This window comes from Acinetobacter sp. YH12231 (assembly GCF_013417755.1).
Lineage (GTDB): Bacteria > Pseudomonadota > Gammaproteobacteria > Pseudomonadales > Moraxellaceae > Acinetobacter > Acinetobacter amyesii.
On the sequence record NZ_VPDJ01000006.1, the window covers coordinates 38463 to 62225 of the forward strand.

Consider the following 23763-nt stretch of genomic DNA (forward strand, 5'->3'; position numbering starts at 1 on the left):
CATGATGATTTCCCTTAACGGCTGTTGGTAAGGCTAATATATAGGCAGAGAATCACCGCACAGCTTAAAATTGTCAGACAATTTAAATATTTTGCCAATAAATTTCAATCCTGTCAGACAAGATTATTTTACCCACAACATAAGATAATGAAATATTTGCATTTTATTGAATTTTAAAAATAAAGGCTGTCTAACAATTAGATTATTTTGGCCAATACTTTGAGTGATTTCCACTGTTTCAATGACAATTGATCGCGCCAAATAATCACTGGTTTTGCACGTGCATGCATAAAATACACCACAATATACATTTGATGATCCAAAATATGGCTTATTTGAACGCGTTGCACCGGGCGGTTGAGTCGTTGCAAAGACCAATCAGTTCCATCCAAATAATCTAGACTGGTGACGTGTAAATGCTTACGGAAAAACAGAACATAAACCACTAGCCCGATGAGGAAAAATATCCCCCAAAGCATGGGTGTTAGTAACTGATAAAGCAGCGTCATCAATACCGCAAAAATAAAAAACTGAAACGCATGCGATAAAAAACTGCGTTTCAGTTTGAATTGCCGATTATCCATGAACGTAATGTTTTAATTTTTGAATAAACGTTTTTAATTCAGGACGTGGCGGTTCACTAACTTCCATAAACCAATCCAACAAATCTGGATCTTCTGCAGCAACGAGTTCTGCAAACATGTCTTTTTCAGCTGCATCGGCTTGTAAATAGTAATTTTTGACGTAGGGATCAAAATAAACATCAATCTCTTTTAAACCACGACGTGCACGGTAGATCACTTTACGCTCTTCTAAGCTGATTTCATCAGTCATTGTCTTCCCCAATCGTTGAACACGTCTAGTGTAACTCATCCACCCCATTGAAGTGGAGTGTTTTCACAGATTGACCGAATGCTTCATCGCATTTCCTGCTTTTGAATGTTCTGCACATTGCAGTCACTCGCTGCATCTTATAAGTTGAGACAAAGCCATAAAAATGAATAGGATATTCAAAATGCAATCTGGAGCGATTCGCCCACTCAACAACATGCTGCCACGTCAATTATTTAATGCAGAACATGATGCATTTCGTGAAACAGTACGAAAATTTTATGAAAAAGAAGTTGTGCCCAATATCGAAAAATATGAAAAACAACAACATGTTGACCGTGACTTATGGAATAAAGCCGGTGCCATAGGCTTGCTTTGTCCAACAATGCCCGAAGCTTATGGCGGCTATGGTGTTGACCGGCTTTATAGCATGATTCTGATTGAAGAGCAGGCCTATGCCATGGACTCCTCTACCGGCTTTTCACTGCATTCCGACATTGTGGCCAATTATATTCATAACTTTGGCAATGAAGAACAAAAGCTGCATTGGCTGCCGAAAATGGCGTCTGGCGAAACCGTGACTGCCATTGCAATGACCGAACCGGGCACAGGTTCAGACCTACAAGCCGTACGCACAACCGCTACAGAAGATGGTGATGACTATATTATTAATGGGTCAAAAATCTTTATCACCAATGGCTATTTATGTGACATGGCGATTGTGGTCTGCAAGACAGGCAATAGTGAAAAAGGTTCAGCCAATTTATCGCTAATTATCGTCGAAGCAGATCGCGTCGGTTTTAGTAAAGGCAAACCTTTAAACAAAATTGGCATGAAAGGTCAGGATACCTGTGAACTGTTTTTTGATAATGTCCGCGTCCCTAAAAGCAACTTACTCGGCATGCAAGGTATGGGCTTTATGATGCTGATGAAGGAATTGGCTTGGGAGCGCATGTTGGTTGCGATTATTTGCCAAGCAGGTGCAGAAGCAGTCTTTGCGCACACTGTTCAATACACCAAAGAACGTAAGGCATTTGGCAAGACCGTATCAAGTTTCCAAAACACCCGTTTTAAATTGGCAGAACTACGTACTGAAATCGATTTTTGTCGAGCTTATCTAGATCGCTGTATGGAACTACAACTTGAGGAACAGCTCGGTATTGACGCTGCAGCCGCTGCTAAATACAAAATTTCAGAAATGTTTTCCAAAGTCGTGGATGAATGTCTGCAGTTGCATGGTGGCTATGGCTATATGCTTGAATATCCAATTGCTCGCGCTTATATCGACAATCGTGCCAACCGTATCTATGCCGGAACCAATGAAATTATGAAAGAGCTCATTTCCCGATCTTTATAACAACAAAGCCCATCATCAGATGGGCTTTTTACATTCTTTCGATATCAACTTAAATCATTCACAAAATCACAGATCAGTGCAGTGACCAAAGCAGGTTGCTCTTTGTGCGGCATGTGATGAAGCCCTTCCAAAATCTCTAGCTCGGTATCGCCTTGTATACCCGAAAAAAGTTTCTGAGCTTGTGCTGTCGTCCCATATTCATCCAGTTCTCCATGTATGACCAAGCTTGGACACTGTACTTTTCCAACATAATGCTCGAGGTTCCATTGACGAAAACTCGGTGAGAGCCAAGTTTCAGTCCAAGCATTTAAAACCCATTGGGCTTTATCCCCATGATATTTAGCCAAGCGTTCAAGCTGTCCCTGCTGCGCAAACCCTGTTTTAGCTTCACGTATACCCGATAATGTGAGTTCTTCTACTTCATACTGTGCTGATATGGTAATCAGACCTCGACATTGTTCAGTATATTCACTGGCAATGACCACAGACATTCCTCCGCCAACACTATGCCCCATCACGATAAACTGTTGAATAGAATAATGTTGAAGAAGCGCCTTAAAGCCCTGCTGTGCTTCGGCATAGACAAAATCAGTACTTAATACATCAGGATTTGCTGATGATTTCCCGAAGCCCAAGCGATCATACGCTATTACCGTTCTGCTAGACTCAGCAGCCAATTGCGCAGGAAAATCACGCCACAAATCCACACTGCCTAGAGAATCATGCATCAATATAATCGGAGCCAAAGTTGCATCATTATCTGCTGTTTCAGGCTGCCAAGCTTTAATATATAGCTCATAATCATTTAATTTTATAAATTCTGAATGTTGTTGAATATTCACATTAACCCTGTGTACATTTCCTTATTTTCAACATGATATATTTTTCAACAAATAATACGCATCAAATAAAACCCTAAAGTCACACATCTAAAGTAAAAAAAAGGAGCATCATGCTCCTTTTTTATGTAATAGACTTAAGAAACTAATCTGGGTTTAGCAGCCACTTGATCAGACTTTTTTTCAAATTTCAGCACTCCATCTTCAAATGAAGCATGCTTTAATTCTTTACGATCTGCCAAATAGTTATTGCTGACTTTCCACGGTGCATGTTTACCCTGTTTTGGCATCACATCTGCTGCACGTGCAATATAGCCTGAGGTCAAACTGCCCATTACGGTATCTTCTAACAACTCGGTCGCATCGCCTTGTGGAATCACTTGGTTATAACCATTTTGATCCATATAGTTAATCAATTTACAGATGTATTCAGAAGCAATATCGACTTTTAAAGTCCATGAAGCATTAATATAGCCAATAATCATCGCCATATTGGGTACATCACTGACCATAACACCACGGTACAACATATGTTTTGAGGTATTCAGTGGCTGTCCATCGATTGTGGCACTAATGCCGCCTAAAATTTGAATGTTGAGACCTGTAGCAGAAATTACTACATCTGCATCAAGATGTTTACCTGATTTCAATTGAATGCCATTTTCAGTAAAACTTTCAATTTGATCGGTTTCAACAGATGCACGGCCATCGCGTAAAATTTTAAACAAATCACCATCTGGCACCACACAAAGGCGCTGATCCCAAGGATTGTAATCTGGGGTAAAGTGCTTCATATCTACTTTACCTTTCAACTGCAACTCAATTGATTTTAATAAAAATTTACGGAGTAATTTAGGTTGCTTTTGTGCAACAGCATAAACAGCTCGTTGGACACCGATATTTCGTGCACGGGTCAGTTTATAAGCAACATCTTCAGGTAATACTTTACGCATTTTGTCGTAAATGATGTCAATAGAAGGTACTGAGGCAATATAGGTTGGAGAACGCTGTAGCATAGTCACATGCCCTGCACCGCCTTTTGCCATAGCTGGTACCAGTGTAATCGCTGTTGCGCCACTACCAATAATCACCACTTTTTTGCCTGCATAATTAAAATTTTCAGGCCAATGCTGTGGATGAATAAAAGTACCTTTGAAATTTTCCTGCCCTTTAAACTCAGGTTGGAACCCTTGGTCATAATTATAATAACCCGTACAGCCAAAGACGAAATTTGCAACCCAGGTTTGTTGTTTCTTCTTCGCATCTTCAATAACAACAGACCATTTACGAGCTTGTGAGTCGTAATTTGCACTCACAACACGATGTTGAAAATGAATTTTTTCTTTGATCTTATATTCGTCAATCACTTCAGAAAGGTAGCCTTTAATCGAAGACCCATCAGCAAGCACACTAGATTTTTTCCACGGCTTAAAATTAAAGCCAAAAGTTGACATGTCCGAATCAGAACGAATACCCGGATATTTAAAAAGATCCCATGTACCACCGAAACTTTCACGACGTTCAATAATTTCAAATGAACGATTTGGACATTTTTTTGAAAGATGCGCAGCCAAACCTACACCGGAGATCCCTGCACCTACAATGAGAATATCAACTTGTTTTTCCATGTTGTTCTTTTAACCTATCTTAGATTTATATTTATTAAATCACATTTTTGACAATGCACAATGTCAAGTTTAAGCAAAAGGCGATTTATTTTTATCTTTTAAGGACAAATTGAATTATTGTCTAACAATATACAGCCAACACAAAACTGCAGGCATTAAAAAAGGTCGGTTAAAAACCGACCTTTTTTAGAACAACGTACGCTGCTCTTCACGAAATTAGTTAACTTCGCGATCTACTAGCTCAACGTAAGCCATCGGTGCAGCATCACCTGCACGGAAGCCCGCTTTAAGAACACGTAGATAACCGCCGTTACGTTCTTTGTAACGAGGGCCAAGAACGGTAAATAATTTACCAACAGTTGCAGCTGAACGAGTACGAGCAAACGCTAAACGGCGGTTTGCTACAGAATCGACTTTAGCTAAAGTGATTAAAGGCTCAGCAACACGACGCAATTCTTTTGCTTTAGGAACAGTAGTTTTAATTAACTCGTGTTCGAACAAAGAATTAGCCATGTTTTGGAACATCGCTTTACGATGACTGCTTGTACGGCCTAATTTCACACCACTATTACGATGACGCATGGTGATAGTCCTACTTAATTAACGGCTACGATAAGCAAAGCGATCGTCCATGCGGAGGCTAGCCGGTGGCCAGTTCTCTAAACGCATGCCCAATTGCAAGCCTTTCGATGCCAGAACATCTTTAATCTCAGTCAACGATTTTTTACCTAAGTTAGGAGTTTTAAGCAACTCAACTTCAGTACGTTGAACAAGATCGCCAATGTAGTAAATATTTTCTGCTTTCAAACAGTTAGCAGAACGAACAGTAAGCTCTAGATCATCTACTGGACGAAGCAAAATCGGATCAACTTCTTCACGAGGCTCTTGAGCAACTGGTGCTTGATCTTTCTGAAGATCAACAAAAATTGCAATTTGTTGTTGCAAGATTGTTGCCGCTTTGCGGATAGCTTCTTCAGGATCAACAGTACCGTTGGTTTCAAGATCAATGATCAATTTATCAAGGTCAGTACGTTGTTCTACACGAGCGTTTTCCACTGTGTAAGACACACGTTTAATTGGGCTGTAAGAAGCATCTAATTGCAAACGACCCACTGGGCGAGTTTCACCCTCAGGGAAGCGTGAATCAGAAGTCTCATAACCACGACCTTGAGAAACTTTCAGGCGCATTTTTAATGAGCCAGAAGCACTTAAAGTACCGATCAAATGTTCAGGGTTAACCACTTCAACATTGTGTGGTAAACGAAGGTCAGCGGCTGTAACGTCGCCAGGACCTTGTTTTTCCAATGTCAGATAAGCTTCATTTTGATCGAACAGCTTAATAGACAATCCTTTTAGGTTCAGCAAGAGCTCGACGATGTCCTGCTGCAAGCCTTCCAAAGTACTGTACTCGTGCTCGACACCTTCAATCTCTACTTCAACCACGGCTGCGCCAGGTAAAGAAGACAAAAGGATACGACGTAAAGCATTACCAAGAGTATGACCAAAGCCACGCTCTAATGGTTCTAGAATAACTTTTGCCGAGGTCCCGCTTGCCGCTTCGACCTTAATCGCTTGCGGAGTTAGAAACTCATTTGCAGTACGCGTCATTATTGCTACCTCAAGGATTATTTAGAATACAATTCTACAATCAAGCTTTCGTTGATTTCAGCAGGTAAATCAGAGCGATCTGGTGCAGCTTTGAATGTACCTTCCAATTTAGAATGATCAATTTCAATCCAAGATGGAATGCCACGTTGAGTCGCTAACTCAACTGCGTTTTTGATACGCAATTGTTGTTTAGCACCTTCGTGAACTGCAACAACGTCACCAGCTTTAACTTGGATAGACGCGATATTAACACGACGACCATTTAAAGTGATTGAACGGTGAGATACAAGCTGACGAGCTTCTGCACGTGTAGAACCAAAACCCATGCGATAAACAACGTTATCTAGACGGCTTTCAAGAAGTTTCAACAAGTTTTCACCTGTTGCGCCTTTAACACGAGCAGCTTCTTTGTAGTAGTTACTAAATTGACGCTCTAAAACACCGTACATACGACGTACTTTTTGTTTTTCACGTAATTGTAGTGAGTACTCAGATTGTTTGCCGCCACGAGCGCCACCATGTTGGCCAGGTGCTTTAGCAGCTTTTTTTGTTTTGACGTCAAATGGTTTAACGCCAGATTTTAATTGCAGGTCTGTCCCTTCGCGGCGAGAGAGTTTGCATTTTGGACCAATATAACGAGCCATGAATGTTTCTCCTTACACGCGACGTTTTTTAGGTGGACGGCAACCGTTGTGCGGGATTGGCGTCACATCGGTAATGCTGTTAATTTTATAACCCACTGCACCTAAAGCACGAACCGCAGATTCACGACCTGGACCAGGACCTTTTACAAGGACGTCCAAGTTTTTCAAACCGTAATCTAAAGCAGCTTTACCAGCAACTTCAGCAGCTACCTGAGCAGCAAACGGAGTTGATTTACGTGATCCACGGAAGCCTTGTCCACCAGAGGTAGCCCAAGCCAGTGCATTACCTTGACGATCGGTAATAGTCACAATGGTGTTATTAAAAGAAGCGTGAATGTGTGCAACACCTTCAGAGACGGTACGAGTGACCTTCTTGCGTGTGCGAGTATCTTTAGCCATCTTTTAGCTTCCAGAAATCTTATTTCTTAATAGGTTTGCGCGGACCTTTACGGGTACGTGCGTTAGTTTTGGTGCGTTGACCACGGACAGGCAAGCTGCGACGATGACGAAGACCGCGGTAGCAGCCTAAATCCATTAAACGTTTAATGTTCATGGAAATTTCGCGACGTAAATCACCTTCGGTAGGAACCTTAGTAACTTCTGCACGAATCGCATCAAGCTGAGCGTCATCTAATTCACGAATTTTAGTTGTTGGTGCAATACCAGCAGCAGCTAAGATAGCTTTTGCAGTGTGGCGACCAATACCAAAAATGTACGTTAGAGAGATAACAGCATGCTTGTTATCCGGAATGTTTACACCGGCAATACGAGCCATTCAATTTTCTCCAAAAAGGCAGTTAAGATAATCAACCGCCCGACAAAATCTTTGAGGGGCGGATAATAACCTAATTAGCCTACTGAAATCAACAGGTCTTGATCAGATTAACCTTGACGCTGCTTATGACGAGGTTCTGCGCTGCAAATTACGCGAATAACCCCATTACGACGGATAACTTTACAGCTACCACAAATTTTCTTTACAGAAGCTTGAACTTTCATAATGAAACCTCTAAGTGCGCTTATCCTTTCGGATGAGCAGTCGTTTTACGCATTAACGATTGATTGTCATATTGATGCGATGTGAGATGAGCTTGGAGCTGAGCCATAAAGTCCATCACCACCACCACTACGATCAGTAAAGACGTACCACCTAAGCTAAATGGAATACCAAATGAGCTTTGTAGAATCATCGGCATTAAACAGATGATTGTGATATAAACCGCGCCAATAAAAGTCAAACGATTCAAAATATGATCTAAATAGCGTGCAGTTTGCTCACCAGGACGAATACCCGGTACATAAGCACCACTACGTTTTAAATTCTCTGACACTTCTTTCGGACTAAATACTAGCGCAGTATAGAAGTAACAGAAGAAGATAATTAATGCACCAAATAGCACCAAATACATCGGTTGACCCGGCGACAATACGAGTGCCAAATCTTGTAGGCCACGTTTAATCACGCCAGCATTTGGGTCTGCACTGCCAACCCATTGCCCTAAGCTCGCTGGGAACAATAGCAATGAACTCGCAAAAATTGCAGGAATCACACCCGCCATATTAATTTTTAATGGCAAATGTGTTTGCTGAGCAGTAAATACACGACGACCTTGCTGTTTTTGAGCATAGTTTACTGGAATGCGACGCTGCGCCTTCTCAATAAACACAATTGCTGCTAACACTGCAACAGATAGCAATGCAAAGATTGCAAGACCAATTAAACTTGATTGGCCATTATCTACTGAGGTTAAAGATTGCAGAACCAAGTTCGGCAAACCAGCAACGATACCAGCGAAGATGATCATGGAAATACCATTCCCTACTCCACGCTCAGTAATTTGCTCACCTAACCACATCAGGAACATTGTACCTGCAACCAAAGAAGTTACAGCAGGAACGTAAAAAGCAAGTCCACTAGTCAAAGTAATATTTTGACTAATCAGACCTGCACACATCCCAACGGCTTGCACAAGTGCAAGAAACAATGTGCCTTGTCGCGTATATTGATTGATCTTACGCTTACCTTGTTCGCCTTCTTTCTTTAAAGCTTCCAGCGAAGGAACAACCGTAGACATTAACTGCACGATAATCGATGCAGAGATATACGGCATAATCCCAAGAGCAAGAATTGACATACGCTCTAATGCACCACCTGAGAACATGTTAAACAAACCAAGGATCGTACCTTGGTTTGCATTAAACAGATTCTCTAGTGCGGCATTGTTAATGCCCGGTACTGGAATATGTGCTCCCAGTCGAAAAACCAACAACGCCCCGATGAGGAACATCATACGGCGAATAATTTCACGATATTTCACATGAAAAGGTTGGCCTTTCATCATGTTAACATGACCTGTCGAACTAGGAGTCATAGACACTGGGGATTACTCCTCGACTTTACCGCCAGCAGCTTCAACAGCAGCTTTAGCGCCTTTAGTCAATGCAACACCTTGAACAGTGAATGCACGAGTAATTTCACCAGAAAGTACGATGCGTGCACGCAACATATCTTTACGTACAACGTTAGCAGCTTTTAAAGTTTCAAGAGACACGATGTCGCCTTCAACTTTAGCAAGTTCTGATAAACGTACTTCAGCAGTTTTCAAAGCCATTTGGCTAGTGAAACCGAATTTAGGTAAACGACGATATAACGCAGTTTGACCACCTTCGAAACCAGGACGTGTACCACCGCTCTTACGTGAGTTTTGACCTTTGACACCACGGCCACCAGTCTTACCAACGCCAGAACCGATACCACGGCCTAAACGAAGGTTGTCACGCTTAGCACCTTCTGCAGGTGCAATTGTATTTAAACGCAGAGTCATGGCTTATTCCTCTACACTAACCATATAGTAAACTTGGTTGATCATACCACGGTTAGAAGGCGTATCTTGCACTTCAACTGTATGACCAATACGACGCAGACCTAAACCTTTAAGGCTAAGCTTGTGATTTTTCAAGCGATGCGATGAAGATTTAGTCTGGGTAACTTTAATCGTTTTCATGATTGATTACCCTTGAATTTGTGCTACTGATAAACCACGTTTCGCAGCAACTTTCTCAGGAGAAGTCATATCACGCAAACCGTTAAAAGTTGCGTTTACTACGTTAGCAGCGTTAGTAGAACCATAACACTTAGTTAATACGTTACGTACACCTACAGCTTCTAAAACTGCACGCATAGCGCCACCAGCAATTACACCAGTACCTTCAGAAGCAGGTTGCATGTAAACGCGGCTTGCACCGTGACGAGCATTGATAGGGTGCTGAACAGTACCGTCAACAAGGTCAACAGTAATCATGTTGCGACGAGCAGCTTCAAGTGCTTTAGAAATAGCAGCTGGAACTTCACGTGCTTTACCACGACCAAAACCTACGCGACCATTACCATCACCCACAACAGTTAATGCTGTGAAAGAGAAGATACGACCACCCTTAACAACTTTGGCTACACGATCAACGGCAACCAGCTTTTCAACAAGACCTTCGTTTTGTTCAACTTTAGCCATGATTAGAACTCCAAGCCGTTTTCACGAGCAGCATCAGCCAAGGCTTTGATACGACCATGATATTTGAAACCAGAACGGTCAAATGCAACTTTAGTTACACCAGCCGCTTTAGCACGTTCTGCAATTAAAGCACCAACTTTCTGAGCCGATTCAACGTTACCAGTAGTACCAGCACGTAGAGTAGCGTCTAAAGTAGAAGCTTGCGCTAATACTTTGCCACCATCTGCAGAGATAACTTGAGCATAGATGTGACGCGGAGTGCGGTTTACACACAAACGAGTCGCACCCAATGCACGGATGTGCAAGCGTGTGCTTTTCGCACGACGCAAACGGGATTGTTTCTTTTCGTTCATAAGAACCTCGCGCCTTATTTCTTCTTAGCTTCTTTACGAAGTACAACTTCGTCAGAATAACGAACACCTTTACCTTTATAAGGCTCTGGCGGACGGTAACCACGGATTTCTGCAGCAACTTGACCTAATTTAGCTTTATCAGCAGATTTAAGTACAATTTCAGTTGCAGTAGGAGTTTCTGCAGTTACACCTTCAGGAAGGTTGTAGTCGATCGGGTGAGAGAAACCAAGGTTAAGGTTAACAATGTTACCTTTAACCGCAGCTTTATAACCAACACCGATAAGCTGTAACTTACGTTCGAAACCTTCGTTAACACCTTTTACAAGGTTGTTAAGCACAGCGCGAGCAGTACCAGCTTGCATCCAAGCATCTTTAGATTCAGCTTTAGGAGCAATAACTAGAGTACCGTCTTCCTGTTTTAGCTCGACCAGCGCATGCAGGTTGAAAGACAATGTACCTTTGCTGCCTTTCACTTCGACCTGCCGGCCGTTCTGAGTAACTGTAACACCGTTAGGTACAGTTACTGGGGCTTTAGCCACACGAGACATGAGGAATCACCTATTAAGAAACAAAAGCAATAACTTCACCACCGATACCTGCAGCACGTGCAGCGCGATCAGTCATGATGCCTTTGCTTGTAGAAACAATTGCAATACCTAAACCTTGCTTAACGCTAGGAAGTGCATCTTTACCGCGATATTGACGTAGACCAGGACGGCTTACGCGTTTCACAGTATCAATAACTGGTTTGCCTTCGAAATATTTTAAAGTAATCGTTAAAGTTGCTTTGCCTTCATTGTCAGCAACAGCTACATCAGCGATATAACCTTCTTGTTGAAGTACGTTAGCAATCGCAACTTTCAACTTTGAGTTTGGCATAGAAACAGTTTGTTTCTTTGCCATTTGTGCGTTACGAACACGTGTTAGCATGTCGGCAACGGTATCTTGCATACTCATTTATAGTGCTCCTTACCAGCTTGCCTTAACAACGCCCGGTACATCACCTTGCATTACTGTTTCACGTAATTTGTTACGGCTTAAACCGAACTTACGGAAGTAACCATGAGGACGACCAGTTAAACCACAACGGTTACGTAGACGTACTGGAGACGCATTACGTGGTAATGCTTGAAATTTCATCATCGCTTCGAAACGTTCTTCGTCTGATGCATTTACATTTGCGATAATTGCTTTTAATTCAGCACGTTTCGCAGCGTATTTAGCAACAGTAGCTTCGCGTTTCAATTCGCGATTAATCATACCTTTCTTAGCCATATCGACCTCTTATTTGAACGGGAAGCCGAATGCACGCATAAGCGCACGGCCTTCGTCATCGGTGCGAGCAGTCGTAGTGATGGTAATATCCATACCACGAATACGATCAATCTTATCAAAATCGATTTCAGGGAACATGATTTGTTCCTTAAGACCCATTGAGTAGTTACCACGACCATCGAATGATTTCGCAGAGAAACCACGGAAGTCACGGATACGAGGGATCGCGATAGAGATCAAACGGTCTAAGAATTCGTACATACGTTCGCCGCGTAAAGTAACTTTACAGCCGATCGGCCAACCATCACGGATTTTGAAACCAGCGATAGATTTACGAGCTAAAGTAAGTACTGGTTTTTGACCAGCAATTGCTTGCATATCAGAAAGAGCGCCATCTAACAATTTCTTGTCAGCTGATGCAGCACCAACACCCATGTTGATGGTGATTTTTGTAATGCGAGGAATATCCATCACATTCTTAACGCCCAATGTTTCTTTCAATTGAGCCTTAAGTTCGTCATTGTAACGCGTTTTAAGTCTGGCCATTGCCTAGTCAACCTATTACTTCGCTACCGCCACTGATTCACCATTAGATTTGAATACGCGAGTTTTCACGCCTTCAATCACTTGGTAACCAACACGGTCAGCCTTTTGGGTTGTAGCATTAAAAATTGCCACGTTAGAGATATGAAGCTCAGCTTCTTGAGTTACGATGCCGCCTTCAGCGCCAGTAGCTCGGTTAGGCTTTTGATGCTTCGTTACCAAGTTAAGGCCTTCAACCTTAACACGGTCATTTGAAACAGACAAAACAGTACCTTGTTTGCCTTTTTCTTTACCTGCGATCACAATTACTTGATCGCCCTTTTTAATCTTAGCCATGAGTGCCTCTTATAGAACTTCAGGAGCCAATGAAATAATTTTCATGAACTGTTCAGTACGAAGTTCACGAGTCACTGGTCCGAAAATACGAGTTGCAATCGGCGCTTTGTTGTTGTTCAAAATAACAGCTGCGTTATCGTCGAAACGAATAACTGAACCATCTGCACGACGGATGCCGAATTTTGTACGTACAACTACAGCATTCATCACGTCACCTTTTTTAACACGTGCGCGTGGAATAGCTTCTTTTACAGTAACTTTAATAATGTCGCCAACAGAAGCATAACGACGATGTGAACCACCAAGTACTTTAATACATTGTACGCGGCGAGCACCACTGTTGTCTGCTACGTCGAGCATACTTTCGGTTTGAATCATTGCCCTACTCCAAAACCGAGCATCACCGGTCGCAATTTCGAAAGGCTCAAAGAGTACTCGAAATTGACCGATGATGCAAGAACGTTTAATTACTCAGCAGCAGCTTCAACAACTTCAACTAAAGTCCAAGACTTAGTTTTAGAAATTGGGCGGCTTTCTTTGATGCTTACTACGTCGCCAACTTTAGCAACATTGTTTTCATCATGAGCGTGTAATTTAGTTGAACGGCGGATTGATTTGCCATACAACGGGTGTTGAACGCGGCGTTCGATAAGAACAACGATAGACTTGTCCATCTTGTCGCTAACTACTTTACCGGTTAACGTGCGAACTGTTTGTTCACTCATTGTCCGTTCCCCTGTTTTTCGGTTAGGAGTGTCTTAATACGAGCAATAGTTTTACGAGTAAGCGCAACTTCGTGCGATTTACCCAATTGACCAGTTGCTTTCGCCATACGAAGACGGAATTGGTTAAGCTGTTGCTCATCAAGCAAAGCTGTCAACTCTTCTACCGACTTTTCACGTAGATCATTAGTTTTCATTACATTACCGTCCGAGTCACGATAGTGGTTTTAAACGGAAGTTTTGCAGCAGCAAGCGTAAACGCTTCGCGAGCAAGTTCTTCGTTAACACCATCAATTTCGTACAAGACTTTACCTGGTTTGATTTGGCAAACCCAGTATTCCACAGAACCTTTACCTTTACCCATACGAACTTCTAATGGTTTTTCAGTAATTGGTTTGTCTGGGAAAACACGGATAAAGATCTTACCACCACGTTTAATACGACGGCTGATTGTACGACGCGCTGCTTCAATTTGACGTGCAGTCATTTGACCACGTTCAATTGATTTAAGTGCAATAGTACCAAAAGATACTGAGCTACCGCGATGTGCTAGACCAGTGTTACGGCCTTTTTGCACTTTACGGAATTTAGTACGTTTAGGTTGTAACATGGATTATTCTCCTTTTTCAGCAGAACGATCATTGCGACGACCACGACGCTCTTGACCTTCACCACGACCACGACCACGTTTAGCTGGACGTTCTTCAGCTGGAGCTGGGTTCATGACTTGTTTCATGCCGCCCAAGATCTCACCACGGAAGATCCATACTTTAACGCCGATCGTACCGTAAGTAGTCTCAGCACGCATAGTAGCATAGTCGATGTCAGCACGAAGAGTATGAAGAGGTACACGACCTTCACGATACCATTCAGTACGAGCAATCTCAGCACCACCTAGACGGCCTGAAACTTCTACTTTGATACCTTTAGCACCAGCACGCATAGAGTTTTGAACCGCACGCTTCATAGCACGACGGAACATTACACGTTTTTCTAATTGAGAAGCGATTGCTTCAGCAACTAAACGAGCGTCTAAATCTGGGCGATCGATTTCATTGATACTTACTTGCGCAGGAACACCCATAATGGCTGTTAATTCGCGTTGTAGTTTCTCAATGTCTTCGCCTTTTTTACCGATCACGATACCAGGACGTGCAGTGCTAATAGTTACTTTAGCTGCGCCTGTAGGGCGTTCGATAAGAATATTGCTTACCATCGCATTCTTAAGTTTTTTAGTTAAAAACTCACGAACTTGAAGATCTTTTAGCAAATATTCAGCATATTGTTTCGGATTCGCATACCAGTTAGCGTTATGACGTTTCACAACACCTAGGCGGATACCGATTGGATGAACCTTCTGACCCATATCAAACCCCTACCTTAACGGTAATGTGACAAGTACGCTTAGTAATACGATCTGCACGGCCTTTAGCACGTGGCAAAATACGTTTCAGGCTCATGCCTTCATCAACGTAGATCGTAGAAACTTTAAGGTCGTCTACATCTAAACTGTTATTGTGTTCAGCGTTTGCAATCGCAGATTCCAATGCTTTTTTAACTAAAACTGCAGCTTTTTTGTTGCTGAAGTTTAAGATATTTAAAGCATGCGCAACAGATTTGCCGCGAATTAGGTCTGCAACCAAACGTGCTTTTTGTGCCGAGATAGCGGCACCGCGTAATTTAGCAGTTACTTCCATCATAGCACCTATTAACGTTTAGACTTCTTGTCAACACCGTGACCACGATAGGTACGAGTTGGCGCGAATTCACCTAATTTATGACCAACCATATGCTCAGATACGATCACTGGAACATGGTTACGGCCATTGTGTACAGAAATTGTTAGACCAACAAAATCCGGTAAGATCATCGAACGACGCGACCAAGTTTTGATCGGCTTACGGTTATTAGCCGCGATAGCCGCTTCAACCTTAGCGAACAAGTGCGCATCGACGAATGGGCCTTTTTTCAGAGAACGAGGCATTGTCAGATTCCTTTACTTGTTACTTAACGCGACGGTCGCGAATGATCATCTTAGTCGTACGCTTGTTGGTACGTGTTTTGTACCCTTTAGCTTTTTGACCCCATGGACTTACAGGTTGAATACCTTTGTTACGTCCTTCACCACCACCATGTGGATGGTCTACTGGGTTCATCGCCATACCACGTACGGTAGGACGAACGCCACGCCAGCGTGATGCACCTGCTTTACCAAGTGAACGAAGGTTGCTTTCTGAGTTAGAAACTTCACCTAACACAGCACGGCATTCAACGTGTACTTTACGCATTTCGCCTGAACGAAGACGAATGATAGCGTAAGAACCGTCACGACCCAACAATTGAGCAGATGTACCAGCAGAACGTACTAATTGTGCGCCTTTACCGATTTTAAGCTCGATGTTGTGAAGAGTAGAACCGATAGGCATGTTGCGAAGTGGCAAGCAGTTACCTGGACGGATTGGAGCATCGTTACCAGACTGAACTTGATCACCAGCGCGAAGGCCTTTAGGTGCAATAATATAGCGACGTTCACCGTCAGCATATTTCAATAAAGCAATATGAGCTGTACGGTTTGGATCGTATTCAATACGCTCAACTACAGCTGGGATGCTGTCTTTGTTACGTTTGAAGTCTACGATACGGTAGTGCTGTTTATGACCACCACCAACGTGACGAGTTGTAATGTGACCGTTGTTATTACGACCGCCAGTACGTTTTTTAGCTTCAACCAACGGAGCATATGGCGCGCCTTTGTGAAGGTGGTTATGAACCACTTTCTCTACAAAGCGACGTCCTGGAGACGTTGGCTTACATTTTTGAATCGGCATAATTTTCGTCCTTATTCCGCTGCGTTTTCAGCGGTATCGCCCAAGTCAGCCATTTCAACATCTTGGCCAGCTTTCAGGGTGACGTATGCTTTTTTAACATCAGAACGACGTCCTAATGTTTTACCAAAGCGTTTAGTCTTACCTTTAGTGATCGTTGTGTTAACTTTAACAACTTGAACACCAAATAGTTGCTCAACGGCTTTTTTGATTTCAAGTTTGTTTGCATCTAGTGCAACTTTGAACACTTGAACACCAGCAGTTTCGCCTAAAACTTGTGCTTTTTCTGAGAATACAGGTCCTTGTAGGACTTGATAGATACGTTCGTTGTTCATCCGAGTTCTACCTCAATTTTCTTAGCAGCAGCAACAGACATAACAACTTTATCGAACGCGATCAAGCTAACAGGATCGATTGCAGCAGCATCAACCACATCAACGTGTGGAATGTTGCGAGCAGCAAGATACAAGTTCTCATCAACAGCATCTGTAACGATTAATGCACGAGGTGCATTCAAGTCGTTAAGTTTTGCAAGCAATTCTTTAGTTTTTGGAGCTGCAACAGCAATCTCTTCAACTAAAACAAGGCGATCTTGACGAACAAGCTCAGCCAGGATGCATTGCATAGCACCGCGATACATTTTACGGTTTACTTTTTGAGACCAGTCTTGTGGACGAGCAGCAAAAGTTTTACCACCGCCAACCCAGATTGGGCTACGAATAGAACCAGCACGAGCGCGGCCAGTACCTTTTTGACGGAAAGGTTTTTTACCACCGCCAGAAACGTCAGCACGTGATTTTTGCGCTTTTGAACCTTGACGACCACCAGCTAAGTAAGCTGTAACAACTTGGTGTACAAGAGCTTCGTTAAAATCACGACCAAACGCAACTTCAGATAACTCAACAGCAGAGCCGGAAACAGTATTTAAATTCACGTTATTTCCCCTCAGGCCTTGATAGTAGGACGAACAGTAACGTCGCCACCAGTAGCACCAGGAACCGCGCCTTTAACAACTAGAACTGAACGTTCTGCGTCGATAGCAACGATTTCAAGACCCTGTGTAGTTACACGTTCAGCACCTAAGTGACCAGGCATTTTTTTGCCTTTGAACACGCGACCAGGAGTCTGGTTTTGACCTGTAGAACCGATAACACGGTGAGATACAGAGTTACCATGTGTAGCGTCTTGAGTACGGAAGTTCCAACGCTTAACACCACCTTGGAAACCTTTACCTTTAGATGTACCAGTAACGTCAACGATTTGACCCACTGTAAACACATCTACACCGATAGTTCCGCCAACTTCACGACCTTCAAGATCAGCTTCTGTAGCGCGAAATTCTTGAACTAGACGACCAGCAGCAACACCAGCTTTCGCAAAGTGACCTTTCTGAGCATTAGTTACGCGAGATTCGCGACGTTCACCAGTAGTGATTTGAATCGCTTGATAACCATCAGTTTCAAGCGTTTTGATTTGTGTGATGCGGTTAGGATCAACCTCAATCACTGTTACAGGTACAGAAACACCAGCATCTGTAAAGATACGTGTCATACCGCACTTGCGACCGACTAAACCAATAGCCATGTGCATAAACCTCTAAAAAAGCGGCCTAATTAACTTAGAGCGTTAATTAACCGAAAGCCTTAACCCAAAGCGATCTGAACATCAACACCAGCTGCAAGATCTAACTTCATCAATGCATCAACAGTTTTATCTGTAGGTTGAACGATGTCGATCAAACGTTTGTAAGTGCGGATCTCGTATTGGTCACGCGCATCTTTGTTAACGTGTGGTGATGTTAAAACGTTAAAACGTTCGATACGTGTAGGCATCGGGATTGGACCACAAACTTGTGCACCAGTACGTTTTGCTGTTTCTACGATTTCTTGAGCTGATTGATCAATTAGACGGTGATCAAAAGACTTAAGACGGATACGAATTCTCTGGTTAGACATACCAGTTAACTCCAAGCCAAATATATAAAGAATCACCCTTGACGCATCTCACCCCACTTTAAAAGAGGCAAGTGTCAAGAGCAGTGAAATATCACTAAGGTCACGATCGATGCCGTGACTGTCACGATGTTAACTACTTTATTCGTAGCTAACCCCCTTCATCAAAGGGTCGCCCATTATAGCTATTGTTTAATGCATAAGCAAATCTCTTTTGCTGTTTTTCTTATATTTTTCATTTTTTATGCAAGATCAATTGCTTAACTTTTAATCAATAGGCATTTTTTCTTAATACATACTCTATTGCTTGGTTTAGTATTTGATTTCCCTCAATAAATTTGTTTTTTGCGCTTTTCCGTAGATCATGTACTGGCTGCACATGTATTCCTGAAAAAAATGCCACTTCTTCATCATTTTCCAAAAATAAATCGAGTACTTCAGGAGTAATTTCAGGATGAAATTGAAAGCCCAAAACATTTTGTCCGATTTGATACATTTGATTACGACATGCATCATTTTCCGCCAGTAATACTGCTCCTTTGGGAATTTCAAATGTTTCACTATGCCACTGCATGACTTTAAACTCTTCCGGTAGTTTGAAACAGTCATGCGGTACGTTAGCGACCTTACGGATGGTCGTCCAACCCAATTCTTGTTGTGCATTTCGGCTCACCGCCCCACCCAAAGCATTGGCAATCAATTGCCCGCCTAAACAAAGCCCGATTGCGGGTTTGCCGAGTGCTAAATAGCGTCGCAGCCATCGTTTTTCTATTTTTAACCATGGGAAATTTGCCTCATCATTTACGCTCATGGTCCCACCCATGATGATAAGTAAATCGACATCTTCAACATGCGGCAAAGCCTCGAGATCCAAGGCTTGATCGACAGGTAATGCAAAGAATTCTGTGGCCGTAATTTTGGCCTGATGCTGTTTTAAAAAATCATAACAACTGCCGAACCCTTCGCCAGCAATATGCTGAAAATAATGTACTTTTAAATGCGACTTCATGCGCTAAACCTATTGTTGTTGCTCTGATATCGGTTTTGCAAGAATGAAGCCAACTTTGCTTTTCACTTAATTTTCTATACAAAAGCATCGTAAATCCATGCGTTTTAGTCGTATTCTTTTGAACATTCATTATTATTTTGATCATTTCAGAGCGCCACGTGAAAAAGAATCCTCAAACTGAACTCATTCATGCACCAAGAATGGCACCGCAATACATCAATAGTGTTCAACCTCCCCTGTTTCGTGCATCCACTATAATTTTCGAAAATACAGATGCGCTATTTAATCGCCATTGGACTGATGATTATGACTATAGCTATGGCACACATGGTACGCCCACTACATTTACCCTAGGGGATCAGATTGCTCAGATTGAAGGTGGCTTGTATCACTTACTCGCACCAAGCGGTTTATCTGCAATTAATTTGGTCAATTCATGTTTTTTAAGTCAGGGGGATGAGGTTTGGGTCGCAGATAATATCTATGGCCCAAATATGGAACATCTGCGTAACCTAGAAACCCGCTACGGCATCATGGTCAAGGTTTATAACCCGATTGATGTCGATTCATTTAACCCTTCAGCGCAAGCCAAGCTTATCTGGTTAGAAGCGGCGGGTTCTGTCACTTTAGAGTTTCCTGATTTAGTCGGCTTGGTCAAAAAAGCCCAAGCACAGAACATGCTCACTGCACTGGACAATACGTGGGGTGCTGGTATCGCCTTTAATGCTTTTGATTTTGGCAATGAACACCTAAGCGTGGATATCAGTGTGCATGCCTTGACCAAATACCCAAGTGGTGGTGGCGATATTTTAATGGGCTCGGTAATTACACGAGATAAAAAGCTTCATCACAAACTGTTTCGTGCCCACGCCATTCAAGGCATTAGTATCTCTGGTGATGACGCCGCGCAAGTACAACGCAGCCTGGCTTCTATGCGCTTGCGCTATGAACACCAGTCACAAAGTGCTTTAACTTTATTAAATTGGCTAAAACAACAGCCAGCCTTTGTACAGGTTTTACACCCAGCCGATGAAGCTTCCGCAGGACATCAGTATTGGAAAGAAATTTGTACAGAACAACACAGTGCAGGCTTGGTCAGCGTGGTATTTAATGAAAAATATAGCCTGCTAGATGTACGCTGCTTTTGCGATGCGCTGAAACTCTTTAAGCTTGGTTTTAGCTGGGGTGGCCCAGTCAGTTTAGTCATGCTATATAACTTAAAAGATATGCGTGTACTCGAACATTCACACATTCAAGCCGGCTTACTGGTTCGCTTTTGTATAGGACTAGAACATCCTGCAGATTTAATACAAGATATAGAAAACGCACTACAACATTTAAATAAACAGCAACTCGAATAAATACAGGAACATCTATGGGTACACCAATTGTTATTGGCAAAAAAACACAAGACACTACACAAGATGTGGTGCTTCATTCACAATTTGCAAACCGCCATGGTTTGATTGCTGGGGCCACAGGTACTGGTAAGACGGTGACGTTGAAGGTGTTGGCAGAAAGTTTTTCTCGGCTGGGTGTACCTGTATTTTTAGCCGATGCCAAAGGGGATGTTTCTAGCCTTGCCAAAGCAGGTGAAAGCAATCCTAAGTTTGACGAACGAATTAAAAGTTTAAATATCGAGAGCATTCCTTTTGCTGCCTCCCCTGTGGTGTTTTGGGATTTGTTTGGTGAACAAGGTCATCCCATTCGCACTACCATTTCTGAAATTGGCCCACTGCTCCTTGCCCGAATCCTCAACTTAAATGACACGCAAGAAGGTGTGTTATCAGCGGTCTTTCGTATTGCTGATGATCAGGGCTTATTGCTCATCGACTTTAAAGACTTAAAAGCCATGATCAGCTACGTCAGTGAACATGCAGCAGAATTTAAAAATGAATATGGCAATTTATCACCTGCAAGCTTAGGTGCAATTCAACGTAATTTGCTCGCATTGGCCGATCAAGGTGGTGACAAGTTTTTTGGTGAGCCTGCGCTCAATATCATGGATTTCATTCAAACGGATGCACAAGGTCGTGGCAACATCAACCTGCTCGCCGCCGACAAGTTAATGAATACCCCTAAGCTCTATGCGACTTTTTTACTTTGGATGCTGTCAGAACTGTTTGAACAATTGCCCGAAGTTGGAGATATGGATAAACCCAAACTGGTGTTCTTCTTTGATGAAGCGCATTTATTGTTTGATAATGCCAGCCCTGCTTTACAAGAAAAGATTGAACAAGTGGTTCGTCTGATTCGCTCTAAAGGGGTCGGCATTTACTTTGTAACGCAAAATCCACTTGACCTACCTGAGAGTGTTTTAGGACAACTGGGTAACCGTGTTCAACATGCGCTACGTGCATTTACCCCGAAAGATCAGAAAGCTGTTAAGACGGCAGCAGATACTTTTCGAGCCAATCCTGCGTTTAAAGTCGATCAAGTGATTACGGAACTGGCTGTAGGTGAAGCACTGATCAGCTGTCTAGATGAACAAGGCACACCTCAAATTGTTGAACGTGCTTGGGTGATGCCACCCTACTCTTCATTTAGCCCAATTGCTGTAGAAGAACGCAAAGCTCTGATGGCAAATAGCGTTGTCGCAGGTGTGTATGACACCGAAGCAGATCGTGAAAGTGCCTATGAACTTTTACAAAATAAAGTGGCGGAGCGCCAACAACAAGCCGTCCAAGCGGAACAAGATAAAATAGAAGCCAAAGAACAAGAAGCGTTGGCCAAACAACAAGCCAAAGAAGCAGATGCACTCGCTAAACAGCAAGCGCGTGAACAAGAACGCCTTGCACGCGAACAACAAAAAGACGCTGAGCGCTCAGCCAAACAACGTGAAAAACTGATTCAAGACACTGTAGGAACTTTTGCAAAAAGTGCAGCACGCAGCTTGGGTGGGTCGACAGGTCAGAAAATTATCCGTGGCCTCTTAGGTTCTATTTTCGGCAAGAAATAATCTAAAAGCCCAATTAAAAAGTACAAATTTATGGAATCTTTTTATATTCCATAATTTTTTTATGGTTTTTACTAAAACATGTATTGCGCGGATGTATTTAAAAATGTATTTTAAATACATCTTATAAATAACAGCCATGAGAGATCAGCTATGACTCCGCAGCAAATTGACCTAGTAAAAGCAACTGTTCCTGTTCTACGTGAAAATGGTGTCGCGCTGACTGGTTACTTCTATAATCGTATGTTGGGCAATAACCCTGACCTCAAAGAAACCTTTAACATGGGACATCAGCGCAGCGGTGCTCAGGCACAAGCCTTGGCGGGTGCTGTATTGGCTTATGCTGAAAATATTGAGGACCCATCTGTACTTTTACCAGTTGTAGAATTAATTGCGCATAAACATGTGAGTCTTAACATTCAAGCGCCAGACTATAATATTGTCGGCGAAAATTTGCTGCACTCGATCAGTGAAGTATTAAGCATTTCAATGGAAGATCCACTGATTGCAGCTTGGGCAGCAGCATATGGACAATTGGCAGACTTGTTTATCAGCACTGAAAAAGCGATTTATGAGCAACATCAGCAAACTAAAGGCAGTTGGTTAGGTTGGCGTAATTTCAAAATCGCGAAAAAAGTGGCTGAAAGTGATGAAATCACCTCATTCTACCTTGAGCCTTCTGATGGTGGTGATTTACCAAAATATGAAGCAGGTCAGTACATCTCTGTACGTGTATTGGTCGATGAGCTGGGTCTAAAACAACCACGTCAATATACACTGTCTACCAGCCCACAAGACAACTACTTACGTATCTCTGTAAAACGTGAAGATCAGAAAGGTGACTTGGTTCCAGGTTGGGTATCAAATACACTGCATGGCTTGGAGATCGGTTCAGAAATCGAAGTGTCTGCACCAACAGGTAATTTCTTCCTGATTGATTCACAAAAACGCAATGTCTTTATCAGTGGTGGTGTAGGTCTAACACCAATGATTGCGATGCTGAATCAGTTGGTGACTTTAGACATGCCACAACCTGTAACCTTTATCCATGCCTGCCGTAGCAAACAAGTGCATGCAATGCATAAACACATTCAGGATTTAGAAGCAAAATACCCACGTCTTAGCACCTTTACAGCGTATGAGTTCCCTCATGCTAATGATAAGTTAGGTGAAGATTATGATGCTGCTGGTCGTCTAGACTTAGGCAGCATGGATACTGCACTGTTACCGATCAATGCGGATTATTACCTTTGCGGTCCAATGCCATTTATGGCTGAACAACAGAAAGCTTTAATTGCTCGTGGTATTCCTGCTAGCAATATTCACAGCGAAGCTTTCGGCACTGGTGGTGTAAAACACTAACTAAGCTATTCACC

Annotated in this window: 37 protein-coding genes; 4 read left to right on the top strand and 33 right to left on the bottom strand. The window is 42.5% G+C overall.

The annotated features are described in order from the left end of the window. Window positions 1-197: 197 nt before the first annotated feature. Window positions 198-584, bottom strand: a complete 387-nt coding sequence (locus FTV11_RS03810; RefSeq protein ID WP_180073414.1) for a hypothetical protein — start codon at window positions 582-584, stop codon at window positions 198-200. Then, window positions 577-834 (bottom strand): succinate dehydrogenase assembly factor 2, encoded by a 258-nt coding sequence (locus tag FTV11_RS03815; RefSeq protein ID WP_078189264.1) that lies wholly within the window; start codon window positions 832-834, stop codon window positions 577-579. Before FTV11_RS03815 ends, FTV11_RS03810 begins: the two co-directional genes overlap by 8 nt. Before the next feature lie 181 nt (window positions 835-1015). Between FTV11_RS03815 and FTV11_RS03820 the strand changes: the two genes are divergently transcribed. Then, a complete protein-coding gene (locus FTV11_RS03820; RefSeq protein ID WP_180073415.1) occupies window positions 1016-2188 on the top strand; it encodes an acyl-CoA dehydrogenase family protein in 1173 nt (390 codons plus the stop codon). 44 nt (window positions 2189-2232) lie between these two features. Here the strand turns inward: FTV11_RS03820 and FTV11_RS03825 are convergent, their stop codons facing one another. From FTV11_RS03825 to FTV11_RS03975, 31 genes are all read right to left on the bottom strand, one after another. Next, window positions 2233-3030, bottom strand: coding sequence for an alpha/beta fold hydrolase (locus FTV11_RS03825; RefSeq protein ID WP_373685399.1), 798 nt, complete (start codon window positions 3028-3030; stop codon window positions 2233-2235). A gap of 134 nt (window positions 3031-3164) precedes the next feature. Further along, window positions 3165-4655 carry an NAD(P)/FAD-dependent oxidoreductase gene (locus FTV11_RS03830; protein ID WP_180073416.1) on the bottom strand — a complete coding sequence of 497 codons (1491 nt, stop codon included), beginning with the start codon at window positions 4653-4655 and terminating at the stop codon, window positions 3165-3167. A gap of 216 nt (window positions 4656-4871) precedes the next feature. Then, the gene (gene rplQ, locus FTV11_RS03835; protein ID WP_005012953.1) at window positions 4872-5237 is read right to left on the bottom strand and encodes a 50S ribosomal protein L17; all 366 of its coding nucleotides are present in this window, start codon (window positions 5235-5237) and stop codon (window positions 4872-4874) included. An 18-nt stretch (window positions 5238-5255) separates the two neighbouring features. Continuing rightward, on the bottom strand, window positions 5256-6263 hold the full coding sequence (locus tag FTV11_RS03840) for a DNA-directed RNA polymerase subunit alpha (RefSeq protein WP_004650465.1): 1008 nt from the start codon (window positions 6261-6263) through the stop codon (window positions 5256-5258). A 17-nt stretch (window positions 6264-6280) separates the two neighbouring features. Continuing rightward, the gene (gene rpsD, locus FTV11_RS03845; RefSeq protein ID WP_078192454.1) at window positions 6281-6907 is read right to left on the bottom strand and encodes a 30S ribosomal protein S4; all 627 of its coding nucleotides are present in this window, start codon (window positions 6905-6907) and stop codon (window positions 6281-6283) included. A gap of 12 nt (window positions 6908-6919) precedes the next feature. Continuing rightward, complete coding sequence (gene rpsK, locus FTV11_RS03850) at window positions 6920-7306, bottom strand: 30S ribosomal protein S11 (RefSeq protein ID WP_001040166.1); 387 nt, start codon at window positions 7304-7306, stop codon at window positions 6920-6922. A gap of 19 nt (window positions 7307-7325) precedes the next feature. Further along, window positions 7326-7682: a 30S ribosomal protein S13 gene (gene rpsM / locus FTV11_RS03855; RefSeq protein ID WP_078189269.1), complete on the bottom strand. Its 357-nt coding sequence runs from the start codon at window positions 7680-7682 to the stop codon at window positions 7326-7328. 107 nt (window positions 7683-7789) lie between these two features. Beyond that, window positions 7790-7906 carry a 50S ribosomal protein L36 gene (gene rpmJ, locus FTV11_RS03860; protein ID WP_000867907.1) on the bottom strand — a complete coding sequence of 39 codons (117 nt, stop codon included), beginning with the start codon at window positions 7904-7906 and terminating at the stop codon, window positions 7790-7792. Window positions 7907-7926: 20 nt separating this feature from the next. Next, complete coding sequence (gene secY / locus FTV11_RS03865; protein WP_171263746.1) at window positions 7927-9246, bottom strand: preprotein translocase subunit SecY; 1320 nt, start codon at window positions 9244-9246, stop codon at window positions 7927-7929. 45 nt (window positions 9247-9291) lie between these two features. Continuing rightward, complete coding sequence (rplO, locus tag FTV11_RS03870) at window positions 9292-9732, bottom strand: 50S ribosomal protein L15 (RefSeq protein ID WP_078189271.1); 441 nt, start codon at window positions 9730-9732, stop codon at window positions 9292-9294. A gap of 3 nt (window positions 9733-9735) precedes the next feature. Next, window positions 9736-9912: a 50S ribosomal protein L30 gene (gene rpmD, locus FTV11_RS03875; RefSeq protein ID WP_005012961.1), complete on the bottom strand. Its 177-nt coding sequence runs from the start codon at window positions 9910-9912 to the stop codon at window positions 9736-9738. A gap of 6 nt (window positions 9913-9918) precedes the next feature. Next, a complete protein-coding gene (gene rpsE / locus FTV11_RS03880; protein ID WP_067762902.1) occupies window positions 9919-10416 on the bottom strand; it encodes a 30S ribosomal protein S5 in 498 nt (165 codons plus the stop codon). Between the two features lie 2 nt (window positions 10417-10418). After that, on the bottom strand, window positions 10419-10769 hold the full coding sequence (gene rplR / locus FTV11_RS03885; protein WP_067762903.1) for a 50S ribosomal protein L18: 351 nt from the start codon (window positions 10767-10769) through the stop codon (window positions 10419-10421). Between the two features lie 14 nt (window positions 10770-10783). Beyond that, window positions 10784-11317 carry a 50S ribosomal protein L6 gene (gene rplF / locus FTV11_RS03890; protein WP_078189272.1) on the bottom strand — a complete coding sequence of 178 codons (534 nt, stop codon included), beginning with the start codon at window positions 11315-11317 and terminating at the stop codon, window positions 10784-10786. A 13-nt stretch (window positions 11318-11330) separates the two neighbouring features. Continuing rightward, the gene (gene rpsH, locus FTV11_RS03895) at window positions 11331-11726 is read right to left on the bottom strand and encodes a 30S ribosomal protein S8 (protein ID WP_078189273.1); all 396 of its coding nucleotides are present in this window, start codon (window positions 11724-11726) and stop codon (window positions 11331-11333) included. Window positions 11727-11738: 12 nt separating this feature from the next. Beyond that, window positions 11739-12044 carry a 30S ribosomal protein S14 gene (rpsN, locus tag FTV11_RS03900; protein ID WP_067762906.1) on the bottom strand — a complete coding sequence of 102 codons (306 nt, stop codon included), beginning with the start codon at window positions 12042-12044 and terminating at the stop codon, window positions 11739-11741. Between the two features lie 9 nt (window positions 12045-12053). After that, a complete protein-coding gene (gene rplE, locus FTV11_RS03905; protein ID WP_067762907.1) occupies window positions 12054-12590 on the bottom strand; it encodes a 50S ribosomal protein L5 in 537 nt (178 codons plus the stop codon). 15 nt (window positions 12591-12605) lie between these two features. Beyond that, window positions 12606-12923, bottom strand: coding sequence for a 50S ribosomal protein L24 (gene rplX / locus FTV11_RS03910; protein ID WP_078189274.1), 318 nt, complete (start codon window positions 12921-12923; stop codon window positions 12606-12608). A 9-nt stretch (window positions 12924-12932) separates the two neighbouring features. After that, complete coding sequence (gene rplN, locus FTV11_RS03915) at window positions 12933-13301, bottom strand: 50S ribosomal protein L14 (RefSeq protein WP_005012978.1); 369 nt, start codon at window positions 13299-13301, stop codon at window positions 12933-12935. 89 nt (window positions 13302-13390) lie between these two features. Next, a complete protein-coding gene (rpsQ, locus tag FTV11_RS03920) occupies window positions 13391-13648 on the bottom strand; it encodes a 30S ribosomal protein S17 (RefSeq protein ID WP_078189275.1) in 258 nt (85 codons plus the stop codon). Further along, window positions 13645-13842 (bottom strand): 50S ribosomal protein L29, encoded by a 198-nt coding sequence (gene rpmC, locus FTV11_RS03925; protein ID WP_005012982.1) that lies wholly within the window; start codon window positions 13840-13842, stop codon window positions 13645-13647. Before rpmC ends, rpsQ begins: the two co-directional genes overlap by 4 nt. After that, complete coding sequence (gene rplP / locus FTV11_RS03930; RefSeq protein WP_078189276.1) at window positions 13842-14255, bottom strand: 50S ribosomal protein L16; 414 nt, start codon at window positions 14253-14255, stop codon at window positions 13842-13844. The genes rpmC and rplP overlap by 1 nt, the downstream gene beginning before the upstream one ends. Window positions 14256-14258: 3 nt before the next feature. Continuing rightward, a complete protein-coding gene (gene rpsC, locus FTV11_RS03935; RefSeq protein WP_078189277.1) occupies window positions 14259-15011 on the bottom strand; it encodes a 30S ribosomal protein S3 in 753 nt (250 codons plus the stop codon). Window position 15012: 1 nt separating this feature from the next. Beyond that, entirely contained in the window at window positions 15013-15342 is a 330-nt protein-coding gene (gene rplV / locus FTV11_RS03940) for a 50S ribosomal protein L22 (protein WP_035265103.1), read from the bottom strand. Window positions 15343-15353: 11 nt separating this feature from the next. Beyond that, on the bottom strand, window positions 15354-15629 hold the full coding sequence (rpsS, locus tag FTV11_RS03945) for a 30S ribosomal protein S19 (RefSeq protein ID WP_004281508.1): 276 nt from the start codon (window positions 15627-15629) through the stop codon (window positions 15354-15356). 19 nt (window positions 15630-15648) lie between these two features. Beyond that, window positions 15649-16473: a 50S ribosomal protein L2 gene (rplB, locus tag FTV11_RS03950; RefSeq protein ID WP_078189278.1), complete on the bottom strand. Its 825-nt coding sequence runs from the start codon at window positions 16471-16473 to the stop codon at window positions 15649-15651. A gap of 11 nt (window positions 16474-16484) precedes the next feature. Further along, window positions 16485-16805, bottom strand: coding sequence for a 50S ribosomal protein L23 (rplW, locus tag FTV11_RS03955; protein ID WP_005012992.1), 321 nt, complete (start codon window positions 16803-16805; stop codon window positions 16485-16487). After that, entirely contained in the window at window positions 16802-17404 is a 603-nt protein-coding gene (rplD, locus tag FTV11_RS03960) for a 50S ribosomal protein L4 (protein ID WP_078189279.1), read from the bottom strand. The genes rplW and rplD overlap by 4 nt, the downstream gene beginning before the upstream one ends. Window positions 17405-17415: 11 nt before the next feature. Continuing rightward, window positions 17416-18054: a 50S ribosomal protein L3 gene (gene rplC, locus FTV11_RS03965; protein ID WP_078189280.1), complete on the bottom strand. Its 639-nt coding sequence runs from the start codon at window positions 18052-18054 to the stop codon at window positions 17416-17418. Window positions 18055-18113: 59 nt separating this feature from the next. Further along, a complete protein-coding gene (rpsJ, locus tag FTV11_RS03970; RefSeq protein WP_000070912.1) occupies window positions 18114-18425 on the bottom strand; it encodes a 30S ribosomal protein S10 in 312 nt (103 codons plus the stop codon). Between the two features lie 268 nt (window positions 18426-18693). Continuing rightward, complete coding sequence (locus tag FTV11_RS03975) at window positions 18694-19431, bottom strand: type 1 glutamine amidotransferase (protein WP_180073417.1); 738 nt, start codon at window positions 19429-19431, stop codon at window positions 18694-18696. A gap of 158 nt (window positions 19432-19589) precedes the next feature. Between FTV11_RS03975 and FTV11_RS03980 the strand changes: the two genes are divergently transcribed. The 3 genes from FTV11_RS03980 to hmpA all read left to right on the top strand — a co-directional run bounded on the left by FTV11_RS03980 (window position 19590) and on the right by hmpA (window position 23749). Next, on the top strand, window positions 19590-20792 hold the full coding sequence (locus FTV11_RS03980) for a PLP-dependent transferase (protein ID WP_180073418.1): 1203 nt from the start codon (window positions 19590-19592) through the stop codon (window positions 20790-20792). 14 nt (window positions 20793-20806) lie between these two features. Then, window positions 20807-22390 (top strand): helicase HerA-like domain-containing protein, encoded by a 1584-nt coding sequence (locus tag FTV11_RS03985; RefSeq protein WP_180073419.1) that lies wholly within the window; start codon window positions 20807-20809, stop codon window positions 22388-22390. Between the two features lie 150 nt (window positions 22391-22540). Next, a complete protein-coding gene (hmpA, locus tag FTV11_RS03990) occupies window positions 22541-23749 on the top strand; it encodes an NO-inducible flavohemoprotein (RefSeq protein ID WP_078192460.1) in 1209 nt (402 codons plus the stop codon). Window positions 23750-23763 lie beyond the last annotated feature (14 nt).

Excerpts from the sequence above, each read along its gene's own strand:
- FTV11_RS03810 (WP_180073414.1), bottom strand. The coding sequence starts at position 584 with ATGGATAATCGGCAATTCAAACTGAAACGCAGTTTTTTATCGCATGCG.
- FTV11_RS03815 (WP_078189264.1), bottom strand. The coding sequence starts at position 834 with ATGACTGATGAAATCAGCTTAGAAGAGCGTAAAGTGATCTACCGTGCA.
- FTV11_RS03820 (WP_180073415.1), top strand. The coding sequence starts at position 1,016 with ATGCAATCTGGAGCGATTCGCCCACTCAACAACATGCTGCCACGTCAA.
- FTV11_RS03830 (WP_180073416.1), bottom strand. The coding sequence starts at position 4,655 with ATGGAAAAACAAGTTGATATTCTCATTGTAGGTGCAGGGATCTCCGGT.
- rplQ (WP_005012953.1), bottom strand. The coding sequence starts at position 5,237 with ATGCGTCATCGTAATAGTGGTGTGAAATTAGGCCGTACAAGCAGTCAT.
- FTV11_RS03840 (WP_004650465.1), bottom strand. The coding sequence starts at position 6,263 with ATGACGCGTACTGCAAATGAGTTTCTAACTCCGCAAGCGATTAAGGTC.
- rpsD (WP_078192454.1), bottom strand. The coding sequence starts at position 6,907 with ATGGCTCGTTATATTGGTCCAAAATGCAAACTCTCTCGCCGCGAAGGG.
- rpsK (WP_001040166.1), bottom strand. The coding sequence starts at position 7,306 with ATGGCTAAAGATACTCGCACACGCAAGAAGGTCACTCGTACCGTCTCT.
- rpsM (WP_078189269.1), bottom strand. The coding sequence starts at position 7,682 with ATGGCTCGTATTGCCGGTGTAAACATTCCGGATAACAAGCATGCTGTT.
- rpmJ (WP_000867907.1), bottom strand. The coding sequence starts at position 7,906 with ATGAAAGTTCAAGCTTCTGTAAAGAAAATTTGTGGTAGCTGTAAAGTT.
- secY (WP_171263746.1), bottom strand. The coding sequence starts at position 9,246 with ATGAAAGGCCAACCTTTTCATGTGAAATATCGTGAAATTATTCGCCGT.
- rplO (WP_078189271.1), bottom strand. The coding sequence starts at position 9,732 with ATGACTCTGCGTTTAAATACAATTGCACCTGCAGAAGGTGCTAAGCGT.
- rpmD (WP_005012961.1), bottom strand. The coding sequence starts at position 9,912 with ATGAAAACGATTAAAGTTACCCAGACTAAATCTTCATCGCATCGCTTG.
- rpsE (WP_067762902.1), bottom strand. The coding sequence starts at position 10,416 with ATGGCTAAAGTTGAACAAAACGAAGGTCTTGTTGAAAAGCTGGTTGCC.
- rplR (WP_067762903.1), bottom strand. The coding sequence starts at position 10,769 with ATGAACGAAAAGAAACAATCCCGTTTGCGTCGTGCGAAAAGCACACGC.
- rplF (WP_078189272.1), bottom strand. The coding sequence starts at position 11,317 with ATGTCTCGTGTGGCTAAAGCCCCAGTAACTGTACCTAACGGTGTTACA.
- rpsH (WP_078189273.1), bottom strand. The coding sequence starts at position 11,726 with ATGAGTATGCAAGATACCGTTGCCGACATGCTAACACGTGTTCGTAAC.
- rpsN (WP_067762906.1), bottom strand. The coding sequence starts at position 12,044 with ATGGCTAAGAAAGGTATGATTAATCGCGAATTGAAACGCGAAGCTACT.
- rplE (WP_067762907.1), bottom strand. The coding sequence starts at position 12,590 with ATGGCCAGACTTAAAACGCGTTACAATGACGAACTTAAGGCTCAATTG.
- rplX (WP_078189274.1), bottom strand. The coding sequence starts at position 12,923 with ATGGCTAAGATTAAAAAGGGCGATCAAGTAATTGTGATCGCAGGTAAA.
- rplN (WP_005012978.1), bottom strand. The coding sequence starts at position 13,301 with ATGATTCAAACCGAAAGTATGCTCGACGTAGCAGACAACAGTGGTGCT.
- rpsQ (WP_078189275.1), bottom strand. The coding sequence starts at position 13,648 with ATGAGTGAACAAACAGTTCGCACGTTAACCGGTAAAGTAGTTAGCGAC.
- rpmC (WP_005012982.1), bottom strand. The coding sequence starts at position 13,842 with ATGAAAACTAATGATCTACGTGAAAAGTCGGTAGAAGAGTTGACAGCT.
- rplP (WP_078189276.1), bottom strand. The coding sequence starts at position 14,255 with ATGTTACAACCTAAACGTACTAAATTCCGTAAAGTGCAAAAAGGCCGT.
- rpsC (WP_078189277.1), bottom strand. The coding sequence starts at position 15,011 with ATGGGTCAGAAGGTTCATCCAATCGGTATCCGCCTAGGTGTTGTGAAA.
- rplV (WP_035265103.1), bottom strand. The coding sequence starts at position 15,342 with ATGGAAGTAACTGCTAAATTACGCGGTGCCGCTATCTCGGCACAAAAA.
- rpsS (WP_004281508.1), bottom strand. The coding sequence starts at position 15,629 with ATGCCTCGTTCTCTGAAAAAAGGCCCATTCGTCGATGCGCACTTGTTC.
- rplB (WP_078189278.1), bottom strand. The coding sequence starts at position 16,473 with ATGCCGATTCAAAAATGTAAGCCAACGTCTCCAGGACGTCGCTTTGTA.
- rplW (WP_005012992.1), bottom strand. The coding sequence starts at position 16,805 with ATGAACAACGAACGTATCTATCAAGTCCTACAAGGACCTGTATTCTCA.
- rplC (WP_078189280.1), bottom strand. The coding sequence starts at position 18,054 with ATGGCTATTGGTTTAGTCGGTCGCAAGTGCGGTATGACACGTATCTTT.
- rpsJ (WP_000070912.1), bottom strand. The coding sequence starts at position 18,425 with ATGTCTAACCAGAGAATTCGTATCCGTCTTAAGTCTTTTGATCACCGT.
- FTV11_RS03975 (WP_180073417.1), bottom strand. The coding sequence starts at position 19,431 with ATGAAGTCGCATTTAAAAGTACATTATTTTCAGCATATTGCTGGCGAA.
- FTV11_RS03985 (WP_180073419.1), top strand. The coding sequence starts at position 20,807 with ATGGGTACACCAATTGTTATTGGCAAAAAAACACAAGACACTACACAA.
- hmpA (WP_078192460.1), top strand. The coding sequence starts at position 22,541 with ATGACTCCGCAGCAAATTGACCTAGTAAAAGCAACTGTTCCTGTTCTA.